We start from the raw sequence: 21,552 nt of genomic DNA, 5'->3' as shown, positions 1-21,552 counted from the left end.
GGTACCCTCACCGTCGGTGCTGAAGCCATGGCACCGGCACCCGGGGTCGCAGAGTCCGACAGTGCAGCAGGCAACAGCATGGACCAGATGGGTGCTGTCCCCCGGGGCGGCGCCGATACCGGAGTGATGAACGAAGCAAATGACGGGTCAACGATTATCGCTCTGGGTGGAGGACTGGTCCTCCTCGCCGCAGCCGGTGGAACCTACGCTGTCCGCCGCCGGAGCAGTAACTCCTAATCCCACCCGGTCCTTCGTCAGGGCCGTAAAACCGTATCTCTTCCATCGCGGTTTTACGGCCCTCACGCATTGTTTCAATCACCGGAACCGGCACGGACACGGTGCGGGTCAGCACGATCACCCGGGCACGATTAATTGGGTTTAACGATCTCACCGTGTGAGACCGCGCAACAATCCCTCACCTACCCATCACTGGATAGTTCATTCTTTTGAAGGCACGATCATGAAGGTACGTAACGGAATATCAGCTCTTCTGCTTGCCGGGCTTCTCACCGGAACCGCCGCCTGCGGTTCAGAGACCGGTCCAAGCGGCTCCGAGGTGATCACGGCGCCCAGCGAAGCCGCGGCACCGGAATCAGCTGCCGCGACCACCGGAGCGCCCGGAGGCTCCGCTTCGGGGTCTGCTTCTGCGGAAGCAGCGCCTGCAGAGGAGGCGATGATCACCATCAAGGACTTCGAATACGAGATGCCCGAAACCATCGCACCCGGCACCATGGTGACGGTGGTCAATGAGGACGAGGCCCCGCACACGGTCACGGCGAAGGACGACGGCGGCTTCGACGTCGACGTCCCAGCTGGTGAAACGGTGACCTTCACCGCCCCCGAGGAAGCCGGCGACTACGCGATCATCTGCACCTACCACCCTCAGATGTCCGGCACCCTGGTCATCGGCTGAGTGAGGCAGGCAGCCCCTGCTGGAAACCGGGGGGCACGCCCCGCCGGGGAAAGGGATCCAGTGAACGCAGACCAGGCGCGCAATCGATTACTGATGATTGTCCTGCGCGTTCTGGTTACGGTGGGCTTGGTCGTTAGCGGCGTCATCCACTTCCAGCTCGCACCCGGATTCCAGCAGGCCGCACCGGGCGGAATCGGTGGGGGTAATCTCTTACGGATCCAGGCGGTCATGGCCGTCCTCGCCGCCCTGTATGTCCTGATCCGGGGGAGGACAACATCGATTCGGCGGCGGTCGCTTCATCCCGTCGCCCTGCCGACGAAGCGTACTCCTCGCTGGAACGGTCATGGATCACCCCTCAGCCTGATGTGATCGTCACTGCCGCGTGGCACTATCTGGCTGGTGTCGAGAAATGGGCCGACGCCCGCCGTGAAGGAGCCCGACAATGACAGCTTGCCATCCGAAAGACCGGAGTAAGCCGACGCGATTTCAGGCTTTTAGTGGCTCTCCTGACTCTTCCGTGGGTTAAATCCGGCCGGGGAGTACCGGTTTGTGGCCGCCGAGGCTGAGCATGGCGAGGGCGATGAGGGCGTCGGGTGATTTGAAGCCGAAGGCGATGCGGTTCAAGAGTCGGATCTTGGTGTTCATGGATTCGACGCGGCCGTTGGAGAGGCCGTGTTCGATGGAGCGAGGATCGCGGTGCGGTGGTTGACGATGCTTTTCTGCAGTTTCACAAACGCGGGGATGCGGCAGCGGCGGGCCCAGCTGACCCATTTGTCGAGAGCTTCGGTCGCTTCATCGAGCGGGAGTTTGAAGATCACGCGGAGCCCTTCCTTGAGGTAGTAGGCCCGGCCCAGGGTCGGGTCGGTCTGCACGATCCAGGCAAGCTTCACCTTCTGCTTCCCGGTCAGGTTCTCGGGATTCTTCCAGAGCGCGTAACGCGAGTTCTTCACCGCGGCAGCACGGGCACTGTCCGGGCGGGCCGGCGCGTCCTTCGCGGGCCGACCCCGACCACGTCGGGCTTCATTTGTCCGGGCGGCTTTGCGGGCGTCGTTCCACGCCGCTCGACGGACCTCGTCGAGGGCCTCGGTGACCCATTTCACTACGTGAAATGGGTCGGCGCAGCGGATCGCGTTGGGGGCTTCCTCTTTGACAACACTGGCGATCCACGCGGCCCCGTCCGCGGAAACATGGGTGATCTGCGCCGAGCGTTCCGGGCCCAGCGCGTCGAAGAACGTCGCGAGGGCGGCCTTGTCCTGGCCCGGCGCGGCCCACACGAGACGGCCGGAATCGTGGTCCACGACGCAGGTCAAATATTTGTGGCCGCGCTTGTAACTGATCTCGTCAATCCCGATCCGGGTCAGGTCTGCGAACTGGTCGTATTGCTTCTCGGTATCGGCCCAGACCCGGGTGATGATGGCCCCGACCGTGCGCCACGCGATCCTCATCAATACCGTGATCGCGGTCTTGGATGTTTGCGTGGCCAACCAGGCGACCTGGTCGTCGAAGAAGAGGGTGTGCCCGCTCTGGTGCCGCGCCCAGGGCACGGCCGCCACGGTGACGCCGTGGACCCGGCAGGACACTCGGGGTGCGTCGGCTTCGAGGTGGACCTGCACCGAGCCGGCATCCAGCGACCGCCACCGGCGCCGCCCGTCACCAGCGTCATAGCGGGGACAGCGTTTCCGACAGGACCCACACCGGTTTCGCATCGAGGCGGTCGGCCGCACCGACGCGACCAGAATGCCCGTTTCCAGGTCCAGATCCACGTCTTCCACGATCGTCTTCTCGACTCCGAGCAGAGTTCCCCATAGTGTTGAATCTCGCACGCCGTTTTCCCGTCCTATTTGTTTCTAACCTTTGACAGTCAGAAACCTAGACAGGAAGCGGCGCGCGGCCGTTAAGGCGCTCCGAAAACACCCGCGGTTACGTCAGGAGAGCCCTTTTAGTGTGGCTTTAAATACCGCATCGGCGGGTCAGGACTCAAAATGGGTGGTGACAGGTTCTTTCTGCCCGGTGGACGTTAGAACCGCTGCGGCGACGTCGCGCAGTTTGATATTGCGGGCAGAGGAGGCATCGCCAAGGATGCTGATGGCCTCGGCCTGATCACACTGGTTTTGACCCATGATGACGCCCACCGCCATATCGATGGTGGTCCGGTGTTCCATGGCGGCTTTCAACTGTTTATTGTTGTCGCTGAGTTTGGCCATCCGCACTGCAAGGCACAGGGACCGTGATGCATCACGGGCGAACCCTTCAGCCATGGACACAGCATTGTCATCGAATACGTCAGACACACCCTGGTCCGCCCCGACGCCGCCAAGCACCTGACGGACGAGCAGGTCGAAGCCTTCGGCCGTGAACTCGACGCCGTGCGCGACGAGATCCTCGCCAAGCGTGGCGCCACCGACGCCGCGTACATCCGCCGCGTCATCAAGGTGCAGCGCAGCCTCGAGTTCGCGGGCCGCGGCGCCCTCATGTTCAGCAAGTACAAGCCGGCCTGGTTCGCCGGCACGGCCATGCTGAGCCTCGCCAAGATCCTCGAGAACATGGAGATCGGGCACAACGTGCTGCACGGCCAATGGGACTGGATGCGCGACCCCGACATCCACTCGACCACGTGGGAGTGGGACTTCGTCACGCCCGCGCGCTCATGGCAGCACACCCACAACGACCTGCACCACCGCTGGACCAACGTCATCGGCAAGGACAGGGACATCAGATACAACCTGCTCCGCATGGACCCCGACCAGCCGTGGCGCCCGTTCAACCTCGGCAACCCGCTGTACAACGCGCTGCTGGCGCCGGTCTTCGAGTGGGGCATCGCCCTGTACGACCTCGAGATCCCCGAGTACAAGGAGGGCCTCAAGTCCAAGGAGGCCATGAACCGCGACCTCAAGGCCCTCAAGCAGTTCGCCAAGGACTACGCAGCCACACCCGCCGGCGCGATGCTCACCGGCTCCGGCAAGCAGGCCCTGTACGGGCCGCTCGCCGCCAACGCCATCCGCAACTTCTGGGCGCACGCCGTCATCTTCTGCGGCCACTTCCCCGATGGAACGGACACGTTCACCGAAGAAGAGGTCGACGGCGAGACCCGCGGCGACTGGTACGTCCGCCAGATGATCGGCTCGGCCAACATCTCCGGCTCCAAGTTCATGCACCTCATGACCGGCAACCTGTCCCACCAGATCGAGCACCACTGCTTTCCCGACCTGCCATCCAACCGGTACGCCGAGGTCGCGGTCAAGGTCCGCGAGATCTGCACCCGGTACAAGCTCCCCTACACCACGGGTCCCCTGCCCAAGCAGGTCGGCTCCACCTGGGCGAAGATCTTCAAGCTCGCCCTGCCCAACCGCACGCCGAAGGCCGCAACAGCCTAAAGCGCATGCTGGCGCCGTCGTCTCGGTCCTGGCCGGAACGGCGGCCCCTTCGCATATCCGGACGCCCCGGACGCCCCGGGCACCGGCTCAGGGTCTGATCCATGATAAAGGTCAGCGGGCAGTGTAGTGGTTGATGATTTATGTGGAGGTGAGGGCGGAGGTGTAGACCGCGGGTTCGTTAAGCTGCGCGACCGTTGCTATTTCCCACTCAAGCTCGGCGGGTAGGTCCTGATCTTGACGGCTCTTCCGGTCGCTGGCATGAACCTTGTGGCCACGAAGATTCTCCTTTATGACGCATTAATCTTGTTGGAGGCTCTGGATGGGTTGCAGGCCGAGGAGGGTAAATTGCAGGATTACGGGGACCAGCTGGTGCCCTGCCTGGTGCAAGTACGCAAAGGTCGCCGAGCACCGGTTGGAGGGGTACTGGCGGGACCTTGGTACCCCGGAGAACTGTCATCGGGCGCACCTGGATCTGGTAGACGGCCGAGGCTTCGATTTTGACGACCCGGAGTGGTCCATCCTGGCAGGAGTTCCGCGCAGGATGCCCGCTTTCGCCGCTGGAGGCCCACTAGTCGTGCTGGTCGTTGCCCGGTAAGACGCGTAAGGTCGGAAGCATCCTAGGCCGCGAATACACGTATTGACGATTGAAGGGAGCCCCTATGGGCCTGAGCAACATCATCAAGAGCGCTGCCGGACGACTGACGGGCAGGACAGGCCCTACCGGTACCACCGGGCGGGGAACCGGGACCGGCAGACTGAACACCTTCGGGAGCCAGCGCACTGCGGGCAGGAACGGCATGGGAAAGCCCGGTTCCGGAGGCGTTAGCGCGATGATCCGCGGCATCCTCAACCGTCGATGAACCTTATGCTTCAAAAGCCCGGATCAGCAGCAGCCCGGGCGGTGCGAGTTGCCGGTCGTTGAGAGAGGAACACGGTATGGAATCAACACAGATCGAGAAGTGGTGGCCGCGCGTCGATATTGACGCCAAGCAGTGGCTGAGGGAAAACCAGGGCTCCACCAAGATCCCGGACCATGTCCGGGCCAGTATCGTCGATGCTGGTGGTTCAGCTGAAGGCCGTCCCCTGACAGATGATGACTGGCAATTCATCCGCACCCAATCCGAACCCGTGGATTGACACTCCTGCAGGAAGAACTCCGGTCTGCCCGGTGCTGCAGACCCCCGGGTTTGTCCTGCAGCGGCGCAATGATTTTCGCACCAGAAGCCTGCGACCGCTCATGGTGGCTTTCGGCATCGTCTACCAGCACCATAAGTGCCGAGCTGACCCCGCTAAGTGCCGGCGGAATCGGTTGCTCCTCCGTCGCGCTGGCAAGCTCAACGAAGCCGCTGGCCATGCGCATCTCAGTATGGTGAACGACGCTGTCGTCCGATGACCAGCGCAGGTACTCGCGCAGCCCGAAGACCTCACTCAACCAGTCGAGGGCGCGACCTACGTCTTGGTAGCGCAAGGACGGCATGATCCGAGGAAACCCGTCGGCTGGATCGTACGAGTGTTCACCGTTCATAGCCCCAGCATCGCGGTGAGCGCAGACTGTGGGCAACGGGGGGACGTGTGTTTTGTCGTGATGTCCAGTTAGTGCGACGGTCAGCGAGAGTGTGCAGTGGAGGCAGTGGGTTTGCTTATGCCGTTTTGTTCAGTTCGGCGGCGATGGTTGCTCCGAGTTCTTCCCAGCTGTCGCTGAATTTTTGCAGGCCCTCGTTCTCGAGTTGGATGGAGATCGCTGCAAGGTCCGCACCGATGGTGCGAAGCTTTTCAAGGGCTTGTGTGGCTTCCGGGAGTGAGCCGGACATGGTGTCGCTGCGGACGTGGCCGTGGTCTTCGAAAGCGCTAAGAGTTGTCCCTGGCATGGTGTTCACCGTCCCGGGTGCGACCAGTTGTTCGACGTAGTGGGTGTCGGGTAGTGCTTCGGAGAGCATGGACCCGCCTGGCTGTGCAGCGAGGTTTCCACTGCCGTTAAGTTCGCCATTGACACCGTTGGGGAAGAAGCCGCCGGAGCGTACTGGTTCCGGGTTCAAGAAGACGATGTTCAGCACTTGGCCGGGGGGCGCGGCTGAAGGCGAGTCCGTTTGCGTCGGCGGGAACAAGGTTCGCCTCCTCCGTGATGCCGATTCCCTGATCCAGGTCATCTGGCCCATCGAGGCTATCCTTAGTTGGCGAAATCTTGTAGTGATGTCCGTTAGGGGATCCCCCACCGCTCCACCCACTTCGGGATCAGCCGCCACCAAAAATCTCATATAGAACCTGGCCCGCTCGGTTCGCGTATACCCCGCCCGAGAAAAAGCCCGGTGAAGGTAGCTCAACCGCTACAGTAAGATCCATGACCGCCCACATCATCGGCTACGCCCGCGTCTCGACCAACGAGCAGGATCTCACCGCCCAACGCAACGGGCTTACCTCATTGAACGTGCCCGAAGACAGGATCTACGTCGACCACGGACTGACCGGCACCAACCGAGAACGACCAGGACTACGCGAAGCCCTCGCCGCCTGCAGGGCCGGCGACACTCTCGTCGTCACCAAACTTGACCGACTCGCCCGGTCCCTGCCGGATGCCCGGGATATCATCGAGGACCTCACCAAAAGGAAGGTCAAGCTCAGCATCGGCGGGAACATCCATGACCCCACCGACCCTGTCGGCCGACTCCTCTTCAACGTCCTGGCCATGGTCGCCGAATTCGAATCAGACCTCATCCGCGCCCGCACCCGTGAAGGCATGCAGGTTGCCAAAGCCAAAGGCCGGCTCCGCGGCAAACAACCCAAACTCTCCAAGAGCCAGGAGAAGCACCTCGTCTCCCTATATAAGGGAGGACAACACACCACCACAGAGATCGCCGAGCTCTTCAAAGTCGCCCGAAGCACGGTGTACCGCATTGTGCAGAGGACACCATGACTAAAGGTAAGAACAGTGGCAAGGTACTCAGTTTCTTGACTCAGCCTTGCCTTCGATGTGGTGCGAGGCGTGTCTTGGGGCAGCCATGTGGCGAATGTGGGCGCAAAGCGCCGGTCGGTGAAGTCAACGCCAGAGTAGTCGAGCGACGTACGGCTGTGGCACGTGTCGAAGAGCAACTGCAGTCCGTCAGTATGGAAGACGCATCTCCTAGTTCAGCCCACCTTCCAAGCCGGGAAGAGGTTTTTACAATTCTGCAAAGCTTTACGAAGGCTCTTGGTGACATCCTCAAGAATCCAAGGTCTGTAGAAGCCGCTACCCAAATGGCTGACCTGCAGAGAACCGTAAATATGATGCAACGCGATTGTGAAGCGCACCCGCACCTCCGGCCATCGGTAACACTGCATCGCGCTATCACCCGATCCCTCACCTCGTTATCCGGGCTGTGGCCGACCTACGCTCGCGCTTTGACGGCACCTAACCTTCATCAGGCGCAAGAGATCGGAAAAGCTGGGCAGAAACTTATAGATGCTGCCCTAGCTGAGCTCAATGCCCACGAGGACTTGGTGAAAACCACGCAAGCGTATGAGGATCTGTCGATCACGGATTTCTTGGACCGAGTTATAGCTGCACTCTCCATGTCGCACCCAGAACTATCGTTGATGGACTTGGGTCGGAGTGGGGCTCGTGAAGCAGGCGAGTTGACTGAGGTTGCGGTTGACGAGGCCCATGGTGCCCAGTACATACTTCTCAGCACGATTGCTTCGATCCACCTTGACCCTCAACGGTTCAGCTTAGTGATTGCGGAATCAGCGCAGTTTTGTATGGCCGTTTCAAATTTGACGGCCATTGCGCAGGAGGAAGGGGCTTTAGATGGCCTTGCCGCGAGCACGCGCATGCTATACGAGTCGTTAGTTTCGTTTGAGGCAATACTTGCTCGAGAGAGCGATGGGGATGCTCTGTTAAGGCGAGTAATCAAGTTCTACGGTGAGCTCTATGAGGACGTGGCTGGTCCGCTGTTCGCTTGGTACAACCTACTGGCCGGGACAAAGCAGCAGCCCTACACAAAACTTGTACAGAAGGATGTTTCAGAGCTGGCTCGCAGTCTACTTCGCAACCCGGCAACCAGCTCTTTTCTAGAGAAGGCTGGAGTGGAACTAAGAAACGCTGCCCAGCATGGCAGCACTTTTTCTGTCTCCGGAGAAGTAGTGACGTTTCGTTTACGATCCTACGAAGAGCAACGCACGCGCTGGGAAATATTGGATGAGGTATTTTCACTCTTAGAGTCTCTTGCAGCGATGTCTTGGTCGCTTTCAAATGCACTAACCCAGCGAGGCTGCCCAGTACCTCTCTCGGACGAAGATGCGGCCTACATGCGAGTCACGCCGTTCAGATTTGCCGGGCTGTGGTTAAAGGACCGAGGGACGATTGTACTCAGCGCGGAAGAATCTGAGAGCGCCTGGAAGTTCACTCTCGATTCTGGTTCTGGCGATGTGTTCAATCTTGCTCTAGCTCTTGCCGTGGGTGTTCCAAAATCCATCTCAAAGGTCGGAGTCCGCTCCTCCATGGCGGACGCAAGTCTCGTTGTTCCATACTCCGCCTATGAGCTGCTCATCCACTGGCCGGCTGATAGCTCGGCCCCGCGTGAACACCTCATGGCGGTTGTCGAACTACGCAGCGGCTGCATAAGGAACAATCAGTCGCTTCTTACCGAGTCTGATCTCCGATACGCCGTGGGGTGTTTCGGTCTGTTCCTGCTTGACGGAGACCAGTCTGTGATCCCACACCTACGTCGACTTATGAAAATGGCGGGGCTCGGCCATTGGTCTGTAGTAGAAGGATATATAAGCGAATGTTTCGGCCTTTGGAGGGTCCAAGACGCTCGGAGAAGCGGGAAATTCACTACCAAGCTGAAGAGTTGGCTTGAGCAGAACCCCGCTCCAGTCATTCCGCAATCCAGAAACGTGATCGTGGCAAAATCCTTGCGTTAGTCCCTCAGTAGTGGGCTACAACAAGCAACTGATGGTCTCTAGCGTGTCAGGCGAGGACTGCGCACCAGGACCGGACAACGCAGGGCCGCAGGGCTTAGCGGTCAGTTGATTATCGCGTTGCATCTCAGCCACGCCGATAACAGCGCTTCAGTCAACCTGTCGGGTTCCGATGGGCTTCTCTACTGAGCGTTGCCAGCTAGGACCATCCAGCGGTTGTAAGCCGCTTCATCGAGAACAATTTCTTTGAACAGGACTTCATTCTTCATAGCGAGTAACTGCGCCTGGTTATTCGATTCGCGTTTGGATACGTTCGCTCTGATCGTGGCTGCAAGAAGGTCTGTAAGAGGTTCGCCAATTGCCGCTTTGAAATTGAACCCAACCAGCTGCAGCACAGTCAGCATCTCGGGCGAAACAAGCGTCTTTAGAATCTCCACTGCCTCCTGAGCCTTTTTCCGTTCCTCAGATTCATCTTCGTCCGAGCCGCTCATGAGCGAAAACAGCTCCTCAGCTTTCGGAATAAGCTCCTGGGTGATGTACTCAATTTCCTTCTCAGTGATTCGCTGAGAGGTAAGCTCCTGCTTGAAGCTCTGCGCAATCGACACGAGCTCTGAGCGTTCCTCTAGCAACTCGTTAATAGTCTCCGACAGCGTGGTGAACTGCTCACCTCGGTCCTTGTTTGCTCTGATCGCGTTCAGGCGAGTGCTAATCTCCGCCGCGGTGTTTTTGGTTACGAGGGATGCCAACTGTGCAACGAGGGTTCCGACCAGCGGATCCATGCCTGAGTCTCACTTTCGAGTTACATCGGATGTTGAATAAAGGGTAGTTCATCCATCAGGTAAGGGTGTTGCGGTACATAGACCCCATCCGTGCCGTCATTCTTCCGCATCGTGCTGCTAGCGATTCGCTCGGCAAGCGTTAATAGCAGCTTGTTGAAGACCATTTAGGCCTACCGTGGGATCTCGGTCGTCGGTAGAGCATAGAGTTGAGCAAGTATTTGCCCGCTGGGGCTATCAATGGGGAGGGCAGGCAAATGCTTGAGGAATTAGCAGCACGGATTGCTCGACGGGATGCGACTCGAAGTGAGGCGACGCTACAAGCGGACATCCGTAGCTTCATCCTCGAAGCCCAGCTCAATCTCGACGCCAACGATCTGACTGAGGATCCCGTATCGGTGGACATGGAGTCGCAGCTGCGTGACGGAAGCCGCAACCGCATCGACATCGAAGCTGGCACTGCTGTCATCGAGGTCAAAAAGAACCTCCGGGCGGGAAACACGCTTGCTGTGGCTGAAGGCCAGCTGGGACGCTATGTGAGCACGCGCTGCGCACAAACCGGCACCCGTTACCTCGGTGTTCTCACCGATGGCGCGGAATGGATGCTGTACGTCCCCTCGACCGACGATTCAGAGGCGATCGTCAAAGCGGGACCAACCTTCACGCTCAGAAACGGCGCCGATGCCAGCTCACTAAGAATCTGGCTGGGTTCGGTATTAGCCACGGCTGAGCGGATTCGTCCGACGCCGGAGGAGATAGAGGCTCGCCTGGGCGCAACGTCTCCGGCCCATCATGCTGACCATGCCACCCTGAAAGCACTGCTCCAAGCTGGCAGGGATAACCCGACTGTGGTCCTCAAACGGGAGCTGTGGAGCAAACTTCTCCGCACCGCCTTCGGCGAGGCTTTCCAGAATGCAGAGCATCTCTTCTTGGACCACACACTCCTGGTCCTTTCCGCAGAGGCAATTGCGCACGCGGTGGTCGGGTTCGATCTATCGGACGAGGCTGCTGTGCCGCCACGAGAAATGGCAGAAGGAACCCTGTTCTCGCGTTCACAGATTCATGGAGTCGTCGAAGCCGACTTTTTCGACTGGCCGCTGGAAATTGAGGGCGGCGCTGCCTTCGTTCGTTCACTCACAGCACGAATCGGGAAGTTCGACTGGTCGGCGGTTGAGCACGATGTGTTGAAACACCTCTATGAGTCGGTCATCTCGCAGGAAACCAGGGAAGCCCTAGGAGAGTACTACACGCCGGACTGGCTCGCAGACCGTGTCATCGATGCCGAGTACACGAATCCGCTTGAGACAACGGTGATGGATGCCAGCGCGGGCTCTGGAACGTTTGTCTTTCACGCGGTTCGCCGCTATCTGGAGGCTGCCGAAAGCGGCGGAGTAAGTCCGGGGCGAGCAGTCGAGGACGTCGTTCGGCACGTTTATGGCATGGACATCCATCCCGTGGCTGTCACTTTGGCCCGTGTCACGTACCTGCTGGCGATCGGCCGGGAGCGGTTGCAGCACCCCGATCGCGGTGAGATAGGGGTGCCAGTCTATTTGGGGGATTCGCTGCAGTGGGAGCAACAACGCAATCTCCTCTCCCGCGAGGATGCCATCACCATTCCCACCACGGGTGACGAGATCCTGTCCGCTGGCGGAGGTCTGCTCTTTGGTGATGACCTTATTTTTCCCGCATCGGTACTCAAGGACGCACAGGTCTTTGACCGGCTGGTTTCTGAAATGGCGGACACCGTCCTGCGTTCAGCTGAAGGAGAGCGCACTCCCAGCCAACAGATGCGGCGCCGGCAGTCTCAGAGCACCACCAGCTACGTGCGGAGCCTCGTTGACCCGATCCTTACCCGCCACAGCGTCCCTGAAGAAGACAAGGAAACACTGAGGGCAACGTTTACGACGCTGCGGCAGCTTCACCTCAATGGGCGCAACCACATCTGGGGTTACTATGTCCGGAACTTGATCCGCCCTCTGTGGCTCTCCATGCAGGAAAACAGGGTCGACCTGCTCGTCGGCAACCCGCCCTGGCTGAGGTACAGCAAGATGCCTCAGTCCATGCAGAACCGGTACAAGTACCTGGCGAAGGAGCGCAATCTGCTTTCGGGATCCCTCGGAGCATCTGCCCGCGACCTCTCGACTCTCTTCGTCACCCGGGCCGTGGAACTCTACCTAAAACCCAACGGCAGATTCGCGTATGTCATGCCACATGGCACACTCTCCCGCAGACCCCACCACGGATTCAGAACCGGCCAGTGGGAGAGAGGCACCCGGGCGACCGCAGGCCTCGCTGTACAGTTCGACCAAGCATGGGAACTTATTCAGATCCGGACCGGATTCCCCGCCACTTCCTGTGTCATCTTTGGCCAACGAAATGACACCAATGGTGCAGCGCTGCCCTCTCAGACCATCAATTGGATCGGGCGCTTCACCAATCCAGCTCAAACATGGGAACAGATCGCGGCGCGAACTAGGACAGAAAACGGATCTATCACACAACATGACCCTGATGACCCGGCACCTATCTCCCCGTATGCCCACAAGTTTCGTCAGGGCGCCCTTGTGCTGCCGCGAATGCTGGTATGCGTCGAGATAGTAAATTCCGGCCCGTTGGGAGCCGGCGCCGGCCGCGTTGCCCTTCGATCCAGACGAGGCAACCTCGACAAAAAACCTTGGAAGGACCTCCCAGACGGCGAGGCAACCGTACGCGAGGAGTACGTCCACCCCACGTACCTTGGCGAGCATGCTGTGCCCTACCGACTGCTCGAACCGCTCAAAGCTGTGCTCCCTATTAAAGATGAGACACTGCTCAACCGGTCAGCTATCGCAGCACTGCCAGATATAGAGTCCTGGTGGGGCAAAGCGGAGACGCAGTGGGCTGCCAACGCCAAACCGGGGTCAGGATATCTGTGCGACCGAATCGACTTCCACGGCCAGCTAACTGCCCAACTCGAAACGGCTCACTCCGCGCGCGTTGTCTACCCGAAGTCAGGAAACCGCCTCACAGCAGCAATTGTGACTGATCCTCGCGCCATTATCGATCACTCGCTGTACTGGGCGGCCACCAACTCCATTCAGGAAGCTCATTACCTCACCGCGATCCTCAACTCAACGGTCCTCCTCGACCGGGTGCGTCCCCTTCAAACCCTCGGGCTCTTCGGTGCTCGACACTTTGACAAGTATGTCTTCCATGTCCCATTCCCTGCCTACTCACCCACCAACCCAGACCACACGGCTCTGGCCGCTCTTGCCGAAATGGCAATGTTGGTAGCAGAAACCGTCGACGTATCGGAAGCACGTACATTCCAGATTGCCCGACGGCTCATTGATCAAGCACTGAAGTTCAATGGCGTCTTCAACGAAATTGAAGCTGCCGTTGATCGCGTACTGCCCGTCGTCATAGCGGAGGAGTTCGAGTAGTGCTGGCGGATCACTGCCAGTGAGGATGAGGGCCGATCGGCCGATATCCGTCAGAAATCGTCCACGTTAAACGCCCGATAACGTCGCGTTACGTCAGCCCGGCTGGACTGCTGTTCGGTGCCCGGGGAGTGCATCCGGCGCGATTGAGGACGACGGGCAGTCGTTTAGAAGAAAGCTGTCTTGTCGGGGCGGATTCGTCGGGAAGCGGCGCGCACCGGAAGAATGGGTGCCATGGTTCGTGCCGATCTTGTTCTTCCCGATGGTTATGCCCAGACTCTCGATTCCCTGAAGCGCCGGGTCCGTGATGCCAGGATCCAAGCCCAGCGCACCGTCAACACCCAGCTGATCGAGTTGTACTGGAACATCGGGAGCGAAATCCTCACCCAGCAGGACCGCCAGGGATGGGGAACAGGCGTTGTCAAGCAGTTGGCCGCTGACCTGCGTGCGGAGTTCCCCGAGATGAAAGGTCTCTCCCCGAGCAATTTGCAGTACATGCGCGCCTTCGCCGCCGCCTGGCAGAACTCCGAACCAATTTCCCAGCAACCTGCTGGGAAATTGCCTTGGGGCCACATCATGGTCCTGATTGACAAGCTCGACCATCCCGAAACCCGTAACTGGTACGCCGGAGCCGCGGTGGAGTACGGCTGGTCGCGCAATGTGCTGATGAACATGATTATGAACAAATCGATGGAGCGCACCGGTGCGGCGCCGTCGAACTTCACCCGCCAGCTTTCGGCACCCGATTCCGAACTGGCGCAACAGGTCGCCAAGGACCCGTACGCCTTCGAGTTCCTGGGCCTGTCCGGCGAGGTCGCCGAAAGGGACCTCGAGAAGGCGTTGACGGAAAAGATCGTTGAGACGCTGCGTGAACTGGGCCCGGGTTTCGCCTTCGTTGGTCGGCAGGTTCATTTCGACGTCGGCGGGGACGATTTCTACATCGATTTGCTGTTCTTCCATGTCCAGCAGTTGCGGTACTACGTCATTGAACTCAAGACCGGGAAGTTCCAGCCCGAATACGCCGGCAAACTGAACTTCTACGTCGCCTTGGTAGATGACAAGCTCAAACTTCCCGTTCACGGTGAAACCGTGGGGATCCTGATTTGCGGCAGCAAAAACGAACACACAGTCCGCTACGCGCTGGGCCGGTCTGACTCGCCCATGGCGATATCCACCTACACCTATGAGACTCTGCCGGCCAAGGAAAGGGACGCCCTTCCCGCCGCGGATGAACTCTCCGCCGCCTTCGACCAAATTGAACCACCCACAGATCCAGCAGAGTAAAAATTGGACCCGCTGACCCTGTTTCGGTCAGATGCCCACCACCGATAATTTGCGCCTATGTAAAGCCCGGCTTCCTGCCCCCGGTGAGCCCACTGTCACCGTCGAACCAGCGCGGGACTATCCCCCGCCCCGGGCCGGAACTTCCACGCGTTCCGCTGCAACTCGGATACGCCGGACGCCATCATTCATTGTCCGTTATCGCTGGATTTCCGTCTTCAATCTGTTCCTCCAGGGCCGGTTGACTGTTTCTCTTGCCCTCCGCCTCTCCCCCGGGCGTTTCTTCAGCTGCCTGGCCGCTGTCTTCCTGGTTGAGATGTTCGGTGACGGCTTCATCGAAGCTTTCCTTACCATCGGATTCGGGCATTTTGGGGCCGGCTGACTTTGGGCCTGAAGCCTGGCCGGCACTGTCATGGCTGTTACTTTCAGACGGTGTCCGGTGCTTGTTGGTGTTCACAGTGCTTCCTTCCCTGTTTGATGTACGGATCTGAACGGGAGCCTGGAGAATTGGCCGGATCTTGCCCGGTCTTTGCGTGGCATCGAACCGGACTCTCCACGACAGACCATTGTGCGTGCATCTGTATGTGATGCGCAGGCAAAACATATACCAAGTATGCTTACACTGTAGTGCTTCGCCCGCGGATAACGCCAGTGGCCGGACCAATGGCCGATGATGGCAATGGCGCCTGCGGGGGTTTTGAAAATCACGAATAGCGGTAACGGGCCGCTTATGTCAGTGCGGCGCCTCGAATGACAACGGGTCCGGGCCCCCGAGACGCACGCTGTAGCCCTCGCGTGGAACGCGTTTGGCATCCATAAGCACTAGTACGTATGCTTGCTTTATGGTCCGCTCGACGGCGCACACCCCCCCCCGCGGTAGAAACGCTGTCGACCTGAACATCAACGGGCGCCAGAGACTTGGCACAATTACAAACCCCCTGCAACGCCACCACCGTCAGGGAAAGGATCAAAGCGGGCCCTTCCCTGGTGAACGTTGCAGCGTGAACGACATGATCGCAAAAGGCTCCCCCGGCTTTGTTGCCGGACAGCTCAGCGATCTACACGCTCGTTGCCCAGTGTCTCTAACGCGCTAAACCCAACTACGGTCAGGAGCAGACATGACAGAGGGAAAAATTACCGCCACGAGAAACATCGACGCGTCAGCGGACGTGATTTTTGAGGTGCTCTCCAATCCGGAACGGCACGCTCAGCTCGATGGCTCGGGCATGGTTCAGTCCGACGAAAAAACCGATCGCATCTCCGGGGTCGGGCAGGTTTTCACCATGAACATGCAGTGGGAAAAAATGGGCGGGGAATACAAGACCGAAAACCACGTCACAGGTTTTGACGAGAATAAGCTGCTGGCCTGGCAAACGGCGGTCCAAGGCGAGGAGCCTCCCGGCTGGCAGTGGGTCTGGGAACTTACCCCTAAGGGGCCTGATTCCACGGATGTTTCGGTCACCTACGACTGGAGCGGCGTCACGGACAAGGACGTACTCAAAAAGGTCTCCTTTCCCGCGGTCCCTCAGGAGGATCTCGAATCCTCACTGGAGAACCTGGCTGCAACGGTTTCCCAGGCATAACCTGCGCCCGCGGCACCGGCGCAGGGCCGCCCCACGCCTCACGGGCCCTAACAGCAAAAACGCCATTACGCCGGAGAAGGATGGCACGGCCTTTGCCCCGCCGATGTCCGGCCGTCGACTTCGCGGCCTCCGACAGGAAGGCAAAACCGATGATGGCCAAAATTCCGGCTGCACCTTCGGTGGAGTCGGGTGAGCGTATTTTTGAAGCACCTGACCGGCTCGTGCATGGCCGGTTTCATGGGCAGCCGCGGAGGTCAGGAAAAAATCTCAAATTCACACCAATCCGGTAACGGGCCGCGTCCCGAAGCACTAATGTCCGCCATTCCCAATGGAAATATATGGAGGCAACATTATGCAGAACATCTTCACCAAGTCCTTGGCCGTCAGCGCCATCAGCGGTGTCATGATCGTCGGAGGCGCAGGCATGGCCAGCGCCAGCACCGCAGACTCCACCAACACCAATGTGGACGGGGTCACCAGCGAGGTCTCCGATAACCGCATAGACGACAGCGGCAACCTGTCGGTGGGCAACATCCTCAACGATGTGGTCGACACCGGCGATGTCGCGAGCAACAACAACGTGCTCAGCGGAATCGACGCCGATGTGTCCGACAGCCTGAACGGCGTCCTCAGCGGTAACGACGCTGATGTTGAGGCCAACCCTGATGTGGACAGCAACGCCGACGCTGACGCCTCGGCCGAGAGCACCAATGTCAGCAGCACCGATGGTGGCAACGACAATGAGGGCCTGCTGGGCGGACTGCTCTAGCCAAACCCTCAAGAATCAAGTGTGGCACCCATCCCAACCCGGGGCGGGTGCCACACCCATATCCGGACCCGGCCGGCTCAGTACGTTGCTGCGCCCGGTTGGGATCAATCACCAAATACTGCACTGGTCATGATCTTTTCCGCCTCATGCCTCAGCCTGTCAAAGACCACCGACATTTTATGAGCTCATGGCCCTAGTTAGTGCGGTCAACGGGCTACTACGTCATTGAACTCAAGACCGGGAAGTTCCAGCCCGAGTACGCAGGGAAGCTGAACTTCTACGTCGCTTTGGTCGATGACAAGCTCAAACTTCCCGTTCACGGGGAGACCGTGGGCATCCTGATCTGCGGTAGCAAGAACGAACACACTGTCCGTTACGCGCTGGGCCGGGCGGATTCACCCATGGCGGTATCCACCTACACGTACGAAACGTTGCCAGCCAAGGAACGGGACGCCCTTCCCGCAGCTGATGAACTCTCTGCAGCGTTTGACCAGATCGAATCACCCACCGACTAGCCGGAGTAGTTCGGCCAGCAGCGGTCTCGCAGACGTCCCAGTAGTCGTCTTCGTATCTGCAGTATTGACGCCCCTGTGACTCTCAGTCAGGAATGGCGGTTAAATTGCAGCTAGTGCGTATCCGCTTAGCTCAGCTAAAGTGAGATATGCCGAAACGTGAATTTCCGCGTTCGATTCTGGCGTTCCAAGAGTGGTTCGTGGACGAGCAGGCGTGCCTTGATTATCTCTTTGAGTGTCGCTGGCCGGGCGGGTTCATTTGCCCGCGTTGCAAAGGTCGCGATGCGTATCCGATCACCAGCCGGCGTCTGTGGCAGTGCGCCCAGTGCCGGTATCAGGCCTCAGTAACGGCCGGAACCATCATGCACAAGACCCGATTGTCGTTGCGGTTGTGGTTCTGGGCGGCGTATCTGGTGGCTACTGGCACGCCGGGAATGTCAGCGCGACAGTTGCAACGCCAACTGGCGATGAGCCGTTACGACACAGCCTGGACGATGCTGCACAAGCTGCGCCGGGCAATGGTTGCCCCTGACCGCGGTCTGCTCTCGGATGAGGTCGAGGTTGATGAGTTCGAGATCGGTGGAGTGGAGAAAGGCAGAAGTGGGGGCCGCAGCAGAATCGCGAAGGCCGCCAGCGGGATCATCGCGGTAGAGGTGCGTGGCAATGGTTCAGGACGCATACGCATCGAGCTGATCAACGACGCGTCCGCGGCAACGGTGTCCGAATTCATTGAACGGACTGTGTCCGCGGGAGCGATCATTCATACCGACGGCTGGCAGGGCTACGCACCACTGGCCAGTAAAGACTTCGACCACCGCCCACGCAGTCAGGCCAAAGCCAAACGCGACGGCGACACGGACCCGGTCTTGCCCCGAGCGCACCGGGCGATCTCGAACTTCAAGTCTTGGCTCCGCGGCACCCACCGCGGTGTGAGCGCCGAACACCTGCAGGTCTATCTTGACGAGTTCATCTTCCGCTACAACCGAAGACGCACACCGATGGCCGCGTTTCAAACACTCCTTGGCCTCAGCAGCCAACACAAGCCGACGACCAGGGCAGAAATCGTCGCCGAAGGTCCGCAAGCCGTCAAAACGAAGCTGAGCTAAGCGGATACGCACTTTGCAGCTTAATTTGGCGGTTCTACGACCTCGCTCGAGGAACCTTTGAGAGCGGCCCGGTGGGCCGCCCGCTGGCATCTCAACAAAGGATCCTTTGACCGGGCCGCTGGCCTGCTCGGACAGGGACCCCGCGGAGTCCAGCATCTGTGGCGAGTTCTGCCTTCACCTCTTGTCTCAGCAAGGTGTCTCACATCGGCAATTCTCAAAAAAGGAGAGGAACACCTTTGATGAGCTCGAGGGGATGTCGGCATGGGGGAGTGTCGGATATGCCAGGACCAGCACCTTGGACCAGAACGCGGACCTGCAACATGCAGCACTCACTGCTGCGGGCTGCAACCGGATCTTCACCGGTCACGGTGTGAGTGGAACGAGGGCCAGTGGGCCCGAAACTGGCGCCCCCCGTGTCGGGATGCTGGCAGGGGTAGTGCCTCTAGTCTTTGAGGTCAAAGTTCAGGTCGAGGCATTCGGGGCTGGTGAGCTCCCGCCAGGTCGAGGTGATCCTGGCTGTGGGGAGTGCGGATGCGATGGGCATGCGGTCGACGGCGCTGAGTTGGGCGAGGTCGAGTCCGGTGAGTCGGGCGATGTCGCGGATGGGGACCTGGAAGGTTCGGAAGGGCCCGAGCGGCGGAGCATCGTCGCCGTCGCTGATGGCGCCTGGTCGGGGCATGTCAGGGAGGTTTTTGAGTTGTGGTGTCTGGTCGACGATGTAGCCGGTGGCAGCCAACGACCCTGACTCGAGGAACACTGCGACTTTGAAGAACTGCAAGGGGATGTCCACACCCCGGTATACGGGGTCCTCGTCGCTGAAGACGGGTCCGGTGAACACTATGAGGTGCCGGCCGTGATCGGCTGCGTTCTGCAGCAAGTATGTTTCCAGGCCGAGCCACAGCTCGAGTCCTTGGTTGAACTTCGCGGCCTGCGGGGCAGCGTTTGTGTAGTGAAAGGTGTCCTCATTCGCTTCAGCAGCTTCCGCGGGTGTGTCGCCCCAGACAGCGGAGGCGCGGCGGACGAGGTGCCCACGGTCAATGTCGTTGCGTGCGTACACCCGTTCCCCGGTTTGCCGGTCTTCCGGCAGTCGCGGGTCCAGTCGCCAGTCGATGCCTGACCGGTCGAGGTCCATCAACTTCTCGCCGTCGATACCGAGCGCGGTAATTGCGGCGAGGCGCTTGTCCAGGCGCATGAGGACGGAGAAGTGCGTGTAGGGCAGCAGTACTGTTTCGGCCCCGTCGAGCGTCGGCATCGGTACATGCTGACCGAGCAACTGCTCATCGAACCCGACCCGGTCGGAGAGGTCCTCGGCGGTGATCGGGTGCGGTTCAGGCAGGAGCGAGTTCATCGGCAGAACGTATCAGTAGCGGGTGACAGTCACGTGAACACCGCCATCTAAGAATCGTTCATGCCATGGCTTCACTACCATCAGCTATTCGGGGAAGTGAGTGTCGTCCTGAACCTGCTCGACGTGCAAGTACGCGGTGAAGCGGGGGATTCGGGACCTCCTTCGGGAACTGTTGAAGTCATCATCGGTTGAATGGGTGACTTCGGGACCAGGCCATCGGCGGACTGTTGCTGCTGGTTGGGTTTGCACCCATGTGCGAAGTCGCTCGATGACGGGTTGCGTAGCGTCATCGACGATGGTTTCCATGGTCATGAGGAGGTCGGCGAATCGTACAGCTACCGCTGCAGGCATCGGGTGGACGACGCTCATGCCCCACACTCGGACCACCCGATCAGCCTCGCCCAGAAGAGCGACAGGTAGGGGCATGACCAGGTCGGATTGGGAGTGTGCGACTGTCGTGTTCCGGTACCTCCGGATCATGTCGTGGGTTGCCAGAAGTTCGAGGGGTATGCCGGGGAACTCGGGCATCTGGTCGAGGCGCACGCGGACGTTGGAATGGATAAAGGGCCGGATATAGGACGTGACAGCGTGGGAGGTGAGCGGTTCCCACACTTCGGAGCCCTCCCCGCTGTCCAGCGCCCTGCCCAGTGAGTGCGCCGCCTCCGACAGGTCGTTGGCATGACTCGTAAGGCTTACCAGGAGCCGGGTATCGGGGGAGTCGGGTAGAACGACGAGCTGCGACTGCGATGCACTCGTGCCATCACTACTTTCATCCTGCTGGCTGATTTCATTACCAGCGGGACAAACACCGTCGGGTTCAAGCACCAGAGTGTCCTGGATGGGTGGTGACCCATTGCTGGGCATCGAGGTTCGCGATGCGCCGGTACAGGGTTGCCCGGGACATGCGCAGGTCCCGGGCGACGTGGGAGGCGGGTTGGCCCTGTTCGATGAGGCGGCGGGCGTTGGCGATCTGGCTGTCGCTGAAGATCGGTCGCCGGCCGCCGAGGTCCATGCCCGCGTCCCGGCGTTTGGTGTTGGAGTCGTTGACGCGTTCGCGTTTGATCTCGAGTTCCATCTGCGCCAGGGCGGCCATGACGGTGAAGACCATGGACCCCATCGGCGTCCCGGTATCAACGTTCTCGCCGCCGAGGTTCAGGACCCTGAGGTTCACCTTCTGTGTCCGGAGCTCATCGGCCAGGGTGAGCATGTTCGAGGTAGAGCGCCCGAGACGATCGAGCGTAGTGACAATCAGCGTGTCGCCCTCGTGTAATGCGTCGAGTGCCTTATCGAACTGAAGCCTCCGTGCGTGAGCACCGCTGACACCGTGGTCGACATAGAGGTCATCGCGCCGCACGCCGACGGTGAGTAGATCCGCGACCTGCCGATCGGTGTCCTGTGCGCGGGTCGAAACCCGCGCGTACCCGATGAGCTTACCCATCACCCTCCTTCTACCCTGATCTTGCCCAAAACTGTCTCGAAACCGACGAAGCCATCAGTTTTTGACGTACCCCCTTACAAGACAGGGTAGCAAGACCCGGGAGCGCCAGTAGTGGCGGGGGAGCAGTAGTGTCTCGT

General features: G+C 59.8%; 19 protein-coding genes and 4 pseudogenes. 15 read left to right on the top strand and 8 right to left on the bottom strand.

Annotated features, from left to right (window positions below; translation table 11 throughout):
- From Y708_RS0100205 to Y708_RS21890, 3 genes and pseudogenes are all read left to right on the top strand, one after another.
- Positions 1–237 (top strand): annotated as a pseudogene (locus Y708_RS0100205) (hypothetical protein); the annotation flags it as partial.
- 223 nt (positions 238–460) lie between these two features.
- Positions 461–913, top strand: coding sequence for a cupredoxin domain-containing protein (locus Y708_RS0100200; protein ID WP_051478236.1), 453 nt, complete (start codon positions 461–463; stop codon positions 911–913).
- A 60-nt stretch (positions 914–973) separates the two neighbouring features.
- The gene (locus Y708_RS21890) at positions 974–1,282 is read left to right on the top strand and encodes a hypothetical protein (protein WP_051478225.1); all 309 of its coding nucleotides are present in this window, start codon (positions 974–976) and stop codon (positions 1,280–1,282) included.
- A gap of 153 nt (positions 1,283–1,435) precedes the next feature.
- Here the strand turns inward: Y708_RS21890 and Y708_RS21885 are convergent.
- Together Y708_RS21885 and Y708_RS21880 are read right to left on the bottom strand one after the other, a co-directional pair.
- Positions 1,436–2,736 (bottom strand): annotated as a pseudogene (locus Y708_RS21885) (ISL3 family transposase).
- 147 nt (positions 2,737–2,883) lie between these two features.
- Positions 2,884–3,204, bottom strand: a complete 321-nt coding sequence (locus tag Y708_RS21880; RefSeq protein WP_253905634.1) for an ANTAR domain-containing protein — start codon at positions 3,202–3,204, stop codon at positions 2,884–2,886.
- 3 nt (positions 3,205–3,207) lie between these two features.
- Here Y708_RS21880 and Y708_RS21875 point away from each other — a divergent pair.
- The 3 genes and pseudogenes from Y708_RS21875 to Y708_RS0100160 all read left to right on the top strand — a co-directional run.
- A pseudogene (locus tag Y708_RS21875) lies at positions 3,208–4,287 on the top strand (acyl-CoA desaturase); the annotation flags it as partial.
- Between the two features lie 659 nt (positions 4,288–4,946).
- Positions 4,947–5,147: a hypothetical protein gene (locus Y708_RS0100165; protein ID WP_028278388.1), complete on the top strand. Its 201-nt coding sequence runs from the start codon at positions 4,947–4,949 to the stop codon at positions 5,145–5,147.
- 76 nt (positions 5,148–5,223) lie between these two features.
- Entirely contained in the window at positions 5,224–5,424 is a 201-nt protein-coding gene (locus Y708_RS0100160; RefSeq protein ID WP_028278387.1) for a 3'-5' exonuclease family protein, read from the top strand.
- 503 nt (positions 5,425–5,927) lie between these two features.
- On the opposite strand, the gene Y708_RS30225 is transcribed toward Y708_RS0100160, so the two are convergent.
- On the bottom strand, positions 5,928–6,323 hold the full coding sequence (locus Y708_RS30225; RefSeq protein ID WP_155853579.1) for a transaldolase family protein: 396 nt from the start codon (positions 6,321–6,323) through the stop codon (positions 5,928–5,930).
- A gap of 302 nt (positions 6,324–6,625) precedes the next feature.
- Between Y708_RS30225 and Y708_RS0100145 the strand changes: the two genes are divergently transcribed.
- Positions 6,626–7,198 carry a recombinase family protein gene (locus tag Y708_RS0100145; protein ID WP_028278384.1) on the top strand — a complete coding sequence of 191 codons (573 nt, stop codon included), beginning with the start codon at positions 6,626–6,628 and terminating at the stop codon, positions 7,196–7,198.
- A gap of 464 nt (positions 7,199–7,662) precedes the next feature.
- Entirely contained in the window at positions 7,663–9,186 is a 1,524-nt protein-coding gene (locus Y708_RS0100140; RefSeq protein WP_216699695.1) for a hypothetical protein, read from the top strand.
- A 179-nt stretch (positions 9,187–9,365) separates the two neighbouring features.
- On the opposite strand, the gene Y708_RS0100135 is transcribed toward Y708_RS0100140, so the two are convergent.
- Positions 9,366–9,962, bottom strand: a complete 597-nt coding sequence (locus Y708_RS0100135) for a hypothetical protein (protein WP_028278382.1) — start codon at positions 9,960–9,962, stop codon at positions 9,366–9,368.
- A gap of 254 nt (positions 9,963–10,216) precedes the next feature.
- Here Y708_RS0100135 and Y708_RS0100125 point away from each other — a divergent pair, with 254 nt between their 5' ends.
- Positions 10,217–13,381, top strand: a complete 3,165-nt coding sequence (locus tag Y708_RS0100125) for an N-6 DNA methylase (protein ID WP_035774877.1) — start codon at positions 10,217–10,219, stop codon at positions 13,379–13,381.
- A 231-nt stretch (positions 13,382–13,612) separates the two neighbouring features.
- Entirely contained in the window at positions 13,613–14,662 is a 1,050-nt protein-coding gene (locus Y708_RS0100120) for a PDDEXK nuclease domain-containing protein (protein ID WP_028278380.1), read from the top strand.
- 181 nt (positions 14,663–14,843) lie between these two features.
- Here Y708_RS0100120 and Y708_RS0100115 read toward each other — a convergent pair whose 3' ends face one another.
- A complete protein-coding gene (locus tag Y708_RS0100115; RefSeq protein WP_028278379.1) occupies positions 14,844–15,116 on the bottom strand; it encodes a hypothetical protein in 273 nt (90 codons plus the stop codon).
- Between the two features lie 661 nt (positions 15,117–15,777).
- Here Y708_RS0100115 and Y708_RS0100110 point away from each other — a divergent pair.
- From Y708_RS0100110 to Y708_RS31375, 5 genes and pseudogenes are all read left to right on the top strand, one after another.
- Entirely contained in the window at positions 15,778–16,242 is a 465-nt protein-coding gene (locus Y708_RS0100110; protein WP_028278378.1) for an SRPBCC family protein, read from the top strand.
- A 352-nt stretch (positions 16,243–16,594) separates the two neighbouring features.
- The gene (locus Y708_RS0100100) at positions 16,595–17,011 is read left to right on the top strand and encodes a hypothetical protein (RefSeq protein ID WP_028278377.1); all 417 of its coding nucleotides are present in this window, start codon (positions 16,595–16,597) and stop codon (positions 17,009–17,011) included.
- Between the two features lie 200 nt (positions 17,012–17,211).
- Entirely contained in the window at positions 17,212–17,526 is a 315-nt protein-coding gene (locus tag Y708_RS0100095; protein ID WP_028278376.1) for a PDDEXK nuclease domain-containing protein, read from the top strand.
- Between the two features lie 146 nt (positions 17,527–17,672).
- Positions 17,673–18,629, top strand: coding sequence for an IS1595 family transposase (locus Y708_RS0100090; protein ID WP_028278375.1), 957 nt, complete (start codon positions 17,673–17,675; stop codon positions 18,627–18,629).
- 253 nt (positions 18,630–18,882) lie between these two features.
- Positions 18,883–19,017: pseudogene (locus tag Y708_RS31375) on the top strand (recombinase family protein); the annotation flags it as partial.
- Between the two features lie 54 nt (positions 19,018–19,071).
- On the opposite strand, the gene Y708_RS21870 reads toward Y708_RS31375, so the two are convergent.
- The 3 genes from Y708_RS21870 to Y708_RS0100075 form a co-directional block, all read right to left on the bottom strand.
- Positions 19,072–19,977, bottom strand: a complete 906-nt coding sequence (locus tag Y708_RS21870) for a DNA/RNA non-specific endonuclease (RefSeq protein WP_051478196.1) — start codon at positions 19,975–19,977, stop codon at positions 19,072–19,074.
- A gap of 84 nt (positions 19,978–20,061) precedes the next feature.
- Positions 20,062–20,802, bottom strand: coding sequence for a hypothetical protein (locus Y708_RS0100080; RefSeq protein WP_028278374.1), 741 nt, complete (start codon positions 20,800–20,802; stop codon positions 20,062–20,064).
- Positions 20,795–21,415, bottom strand: coding sequence for a recombinase family protein (locus Y708_RS0100075; protein WP_028278373.1), 621 nt, complete (start codon positions 21,413–21,415; stop codon positions 20,795–20,797). Before Y708_RS0100075 ends, Y708_RS0100080 begins: the two co-directional genes overlap by 8 nt.
- Positions 21,416–21,552: the final 137 nt, after the last annotated feature.

The sequence above is a fragment of the Arthrobacter sp. H5 genome, assembly GCF_000520595.1.
GTDB lineage: Bacteria > Actinomycetota > Actinomycetes > Actinomycetales > Micrococcaceae > Arthrobacter_D.
The sequence above is the reverse complement of the archived record's forward strand: the minus strand, read 5'-3'. Positions and strand labels throughout refer to the sequence as shown.

Excerpts from the sequence above, each read along its gene's own strand:
- Y708_RS0100200 (WP_051478236.1), top strand. The coding sequence starts at position 461 with ATGAAGGTACGTAACGGAATATCAGCTCTTCTGCTTGCCGGGCTTCTC.
- Y708_RS0100165 (WP_028278388.1), top strand. The coding sequence starts at position 4,947 with ATGGGCCTGAGCAACATCATCAAGAGCGCTGCCGGACGACTGACGGGC.
- Y708_RS0100160 (WP_028278387.1), top strand. The coding sequence starts at position 5,224 with ATGGAATCAACACAGATCGAGAAGTGGTGGCCGCGCGTCGATATTGAC.
- Y708_RS0100145 (WP_028278384.1), top strand. The coding sequence starts at position 6,626 with ATGACCGCCCACATCATCGGCTACGCCCGCGTCTCGACCAACGAGCAG.
- Y708_RS0100135 (WP_028278382.1), bottom strand. The coding sequence starts at position 9,962 with ATGGATCCGCTGGTCGGAACCCTCGTTGCACAGTTGGCATCCCTCGTA.
- Y708_RS0100125 (WP_035774877.1), top strand. The coding sequence starts at position 10,217 with ATGCTTGAGGAATTAGCAGCACGGATTGCTCGACGGGATGCGACTCGA.
- Y708_RS0100120 (WP_028278380.1), top strand. The coding sequence starts at position 13,613 with ATGGTTCGTGCCGATCTTGTTCTTCCCGATGGTTATGCCCAGACTCTC.
- Y708_RS0100110 (WP_028278378.1), top strand. The coding sequence starts at position 15,778 with ATGACAGAGGGAAAAATTACCGCCACGAGAAACATCGACGCGTCAGCG.
- Y708_RS0100100 (WP_028278377.1), top strand. The coding sequence starts at position 16,595 with ATGCAGAACATCTTCACCAAGTCCTTGGCCGTCAGCGCCATCAGCGGT.
- Y708_RS0100090 (WP_028278375.1), top strand. The coding sequence starts at position 17,673 with ATGCCGAAACGTGAATTTCCGCGTTCGATTCTGGCGTTCCAAGAGTGG.
- Y708_RS21870 (WP_051478196.1), bottom strand. The coding sequence starts at position 19,977 with ATGAACTCGCTCCTGCCTGAACCGCACCCGATCACCGCCGAGGACCTC.
- Y708_RS0100075 (WP_028278373.1), bottom strand. The coding sequence starts at position 21,415 with ATGGGTAAGCTCATCGGGTACGCGCGGGTTTCGACCCGCGCACAGGAC.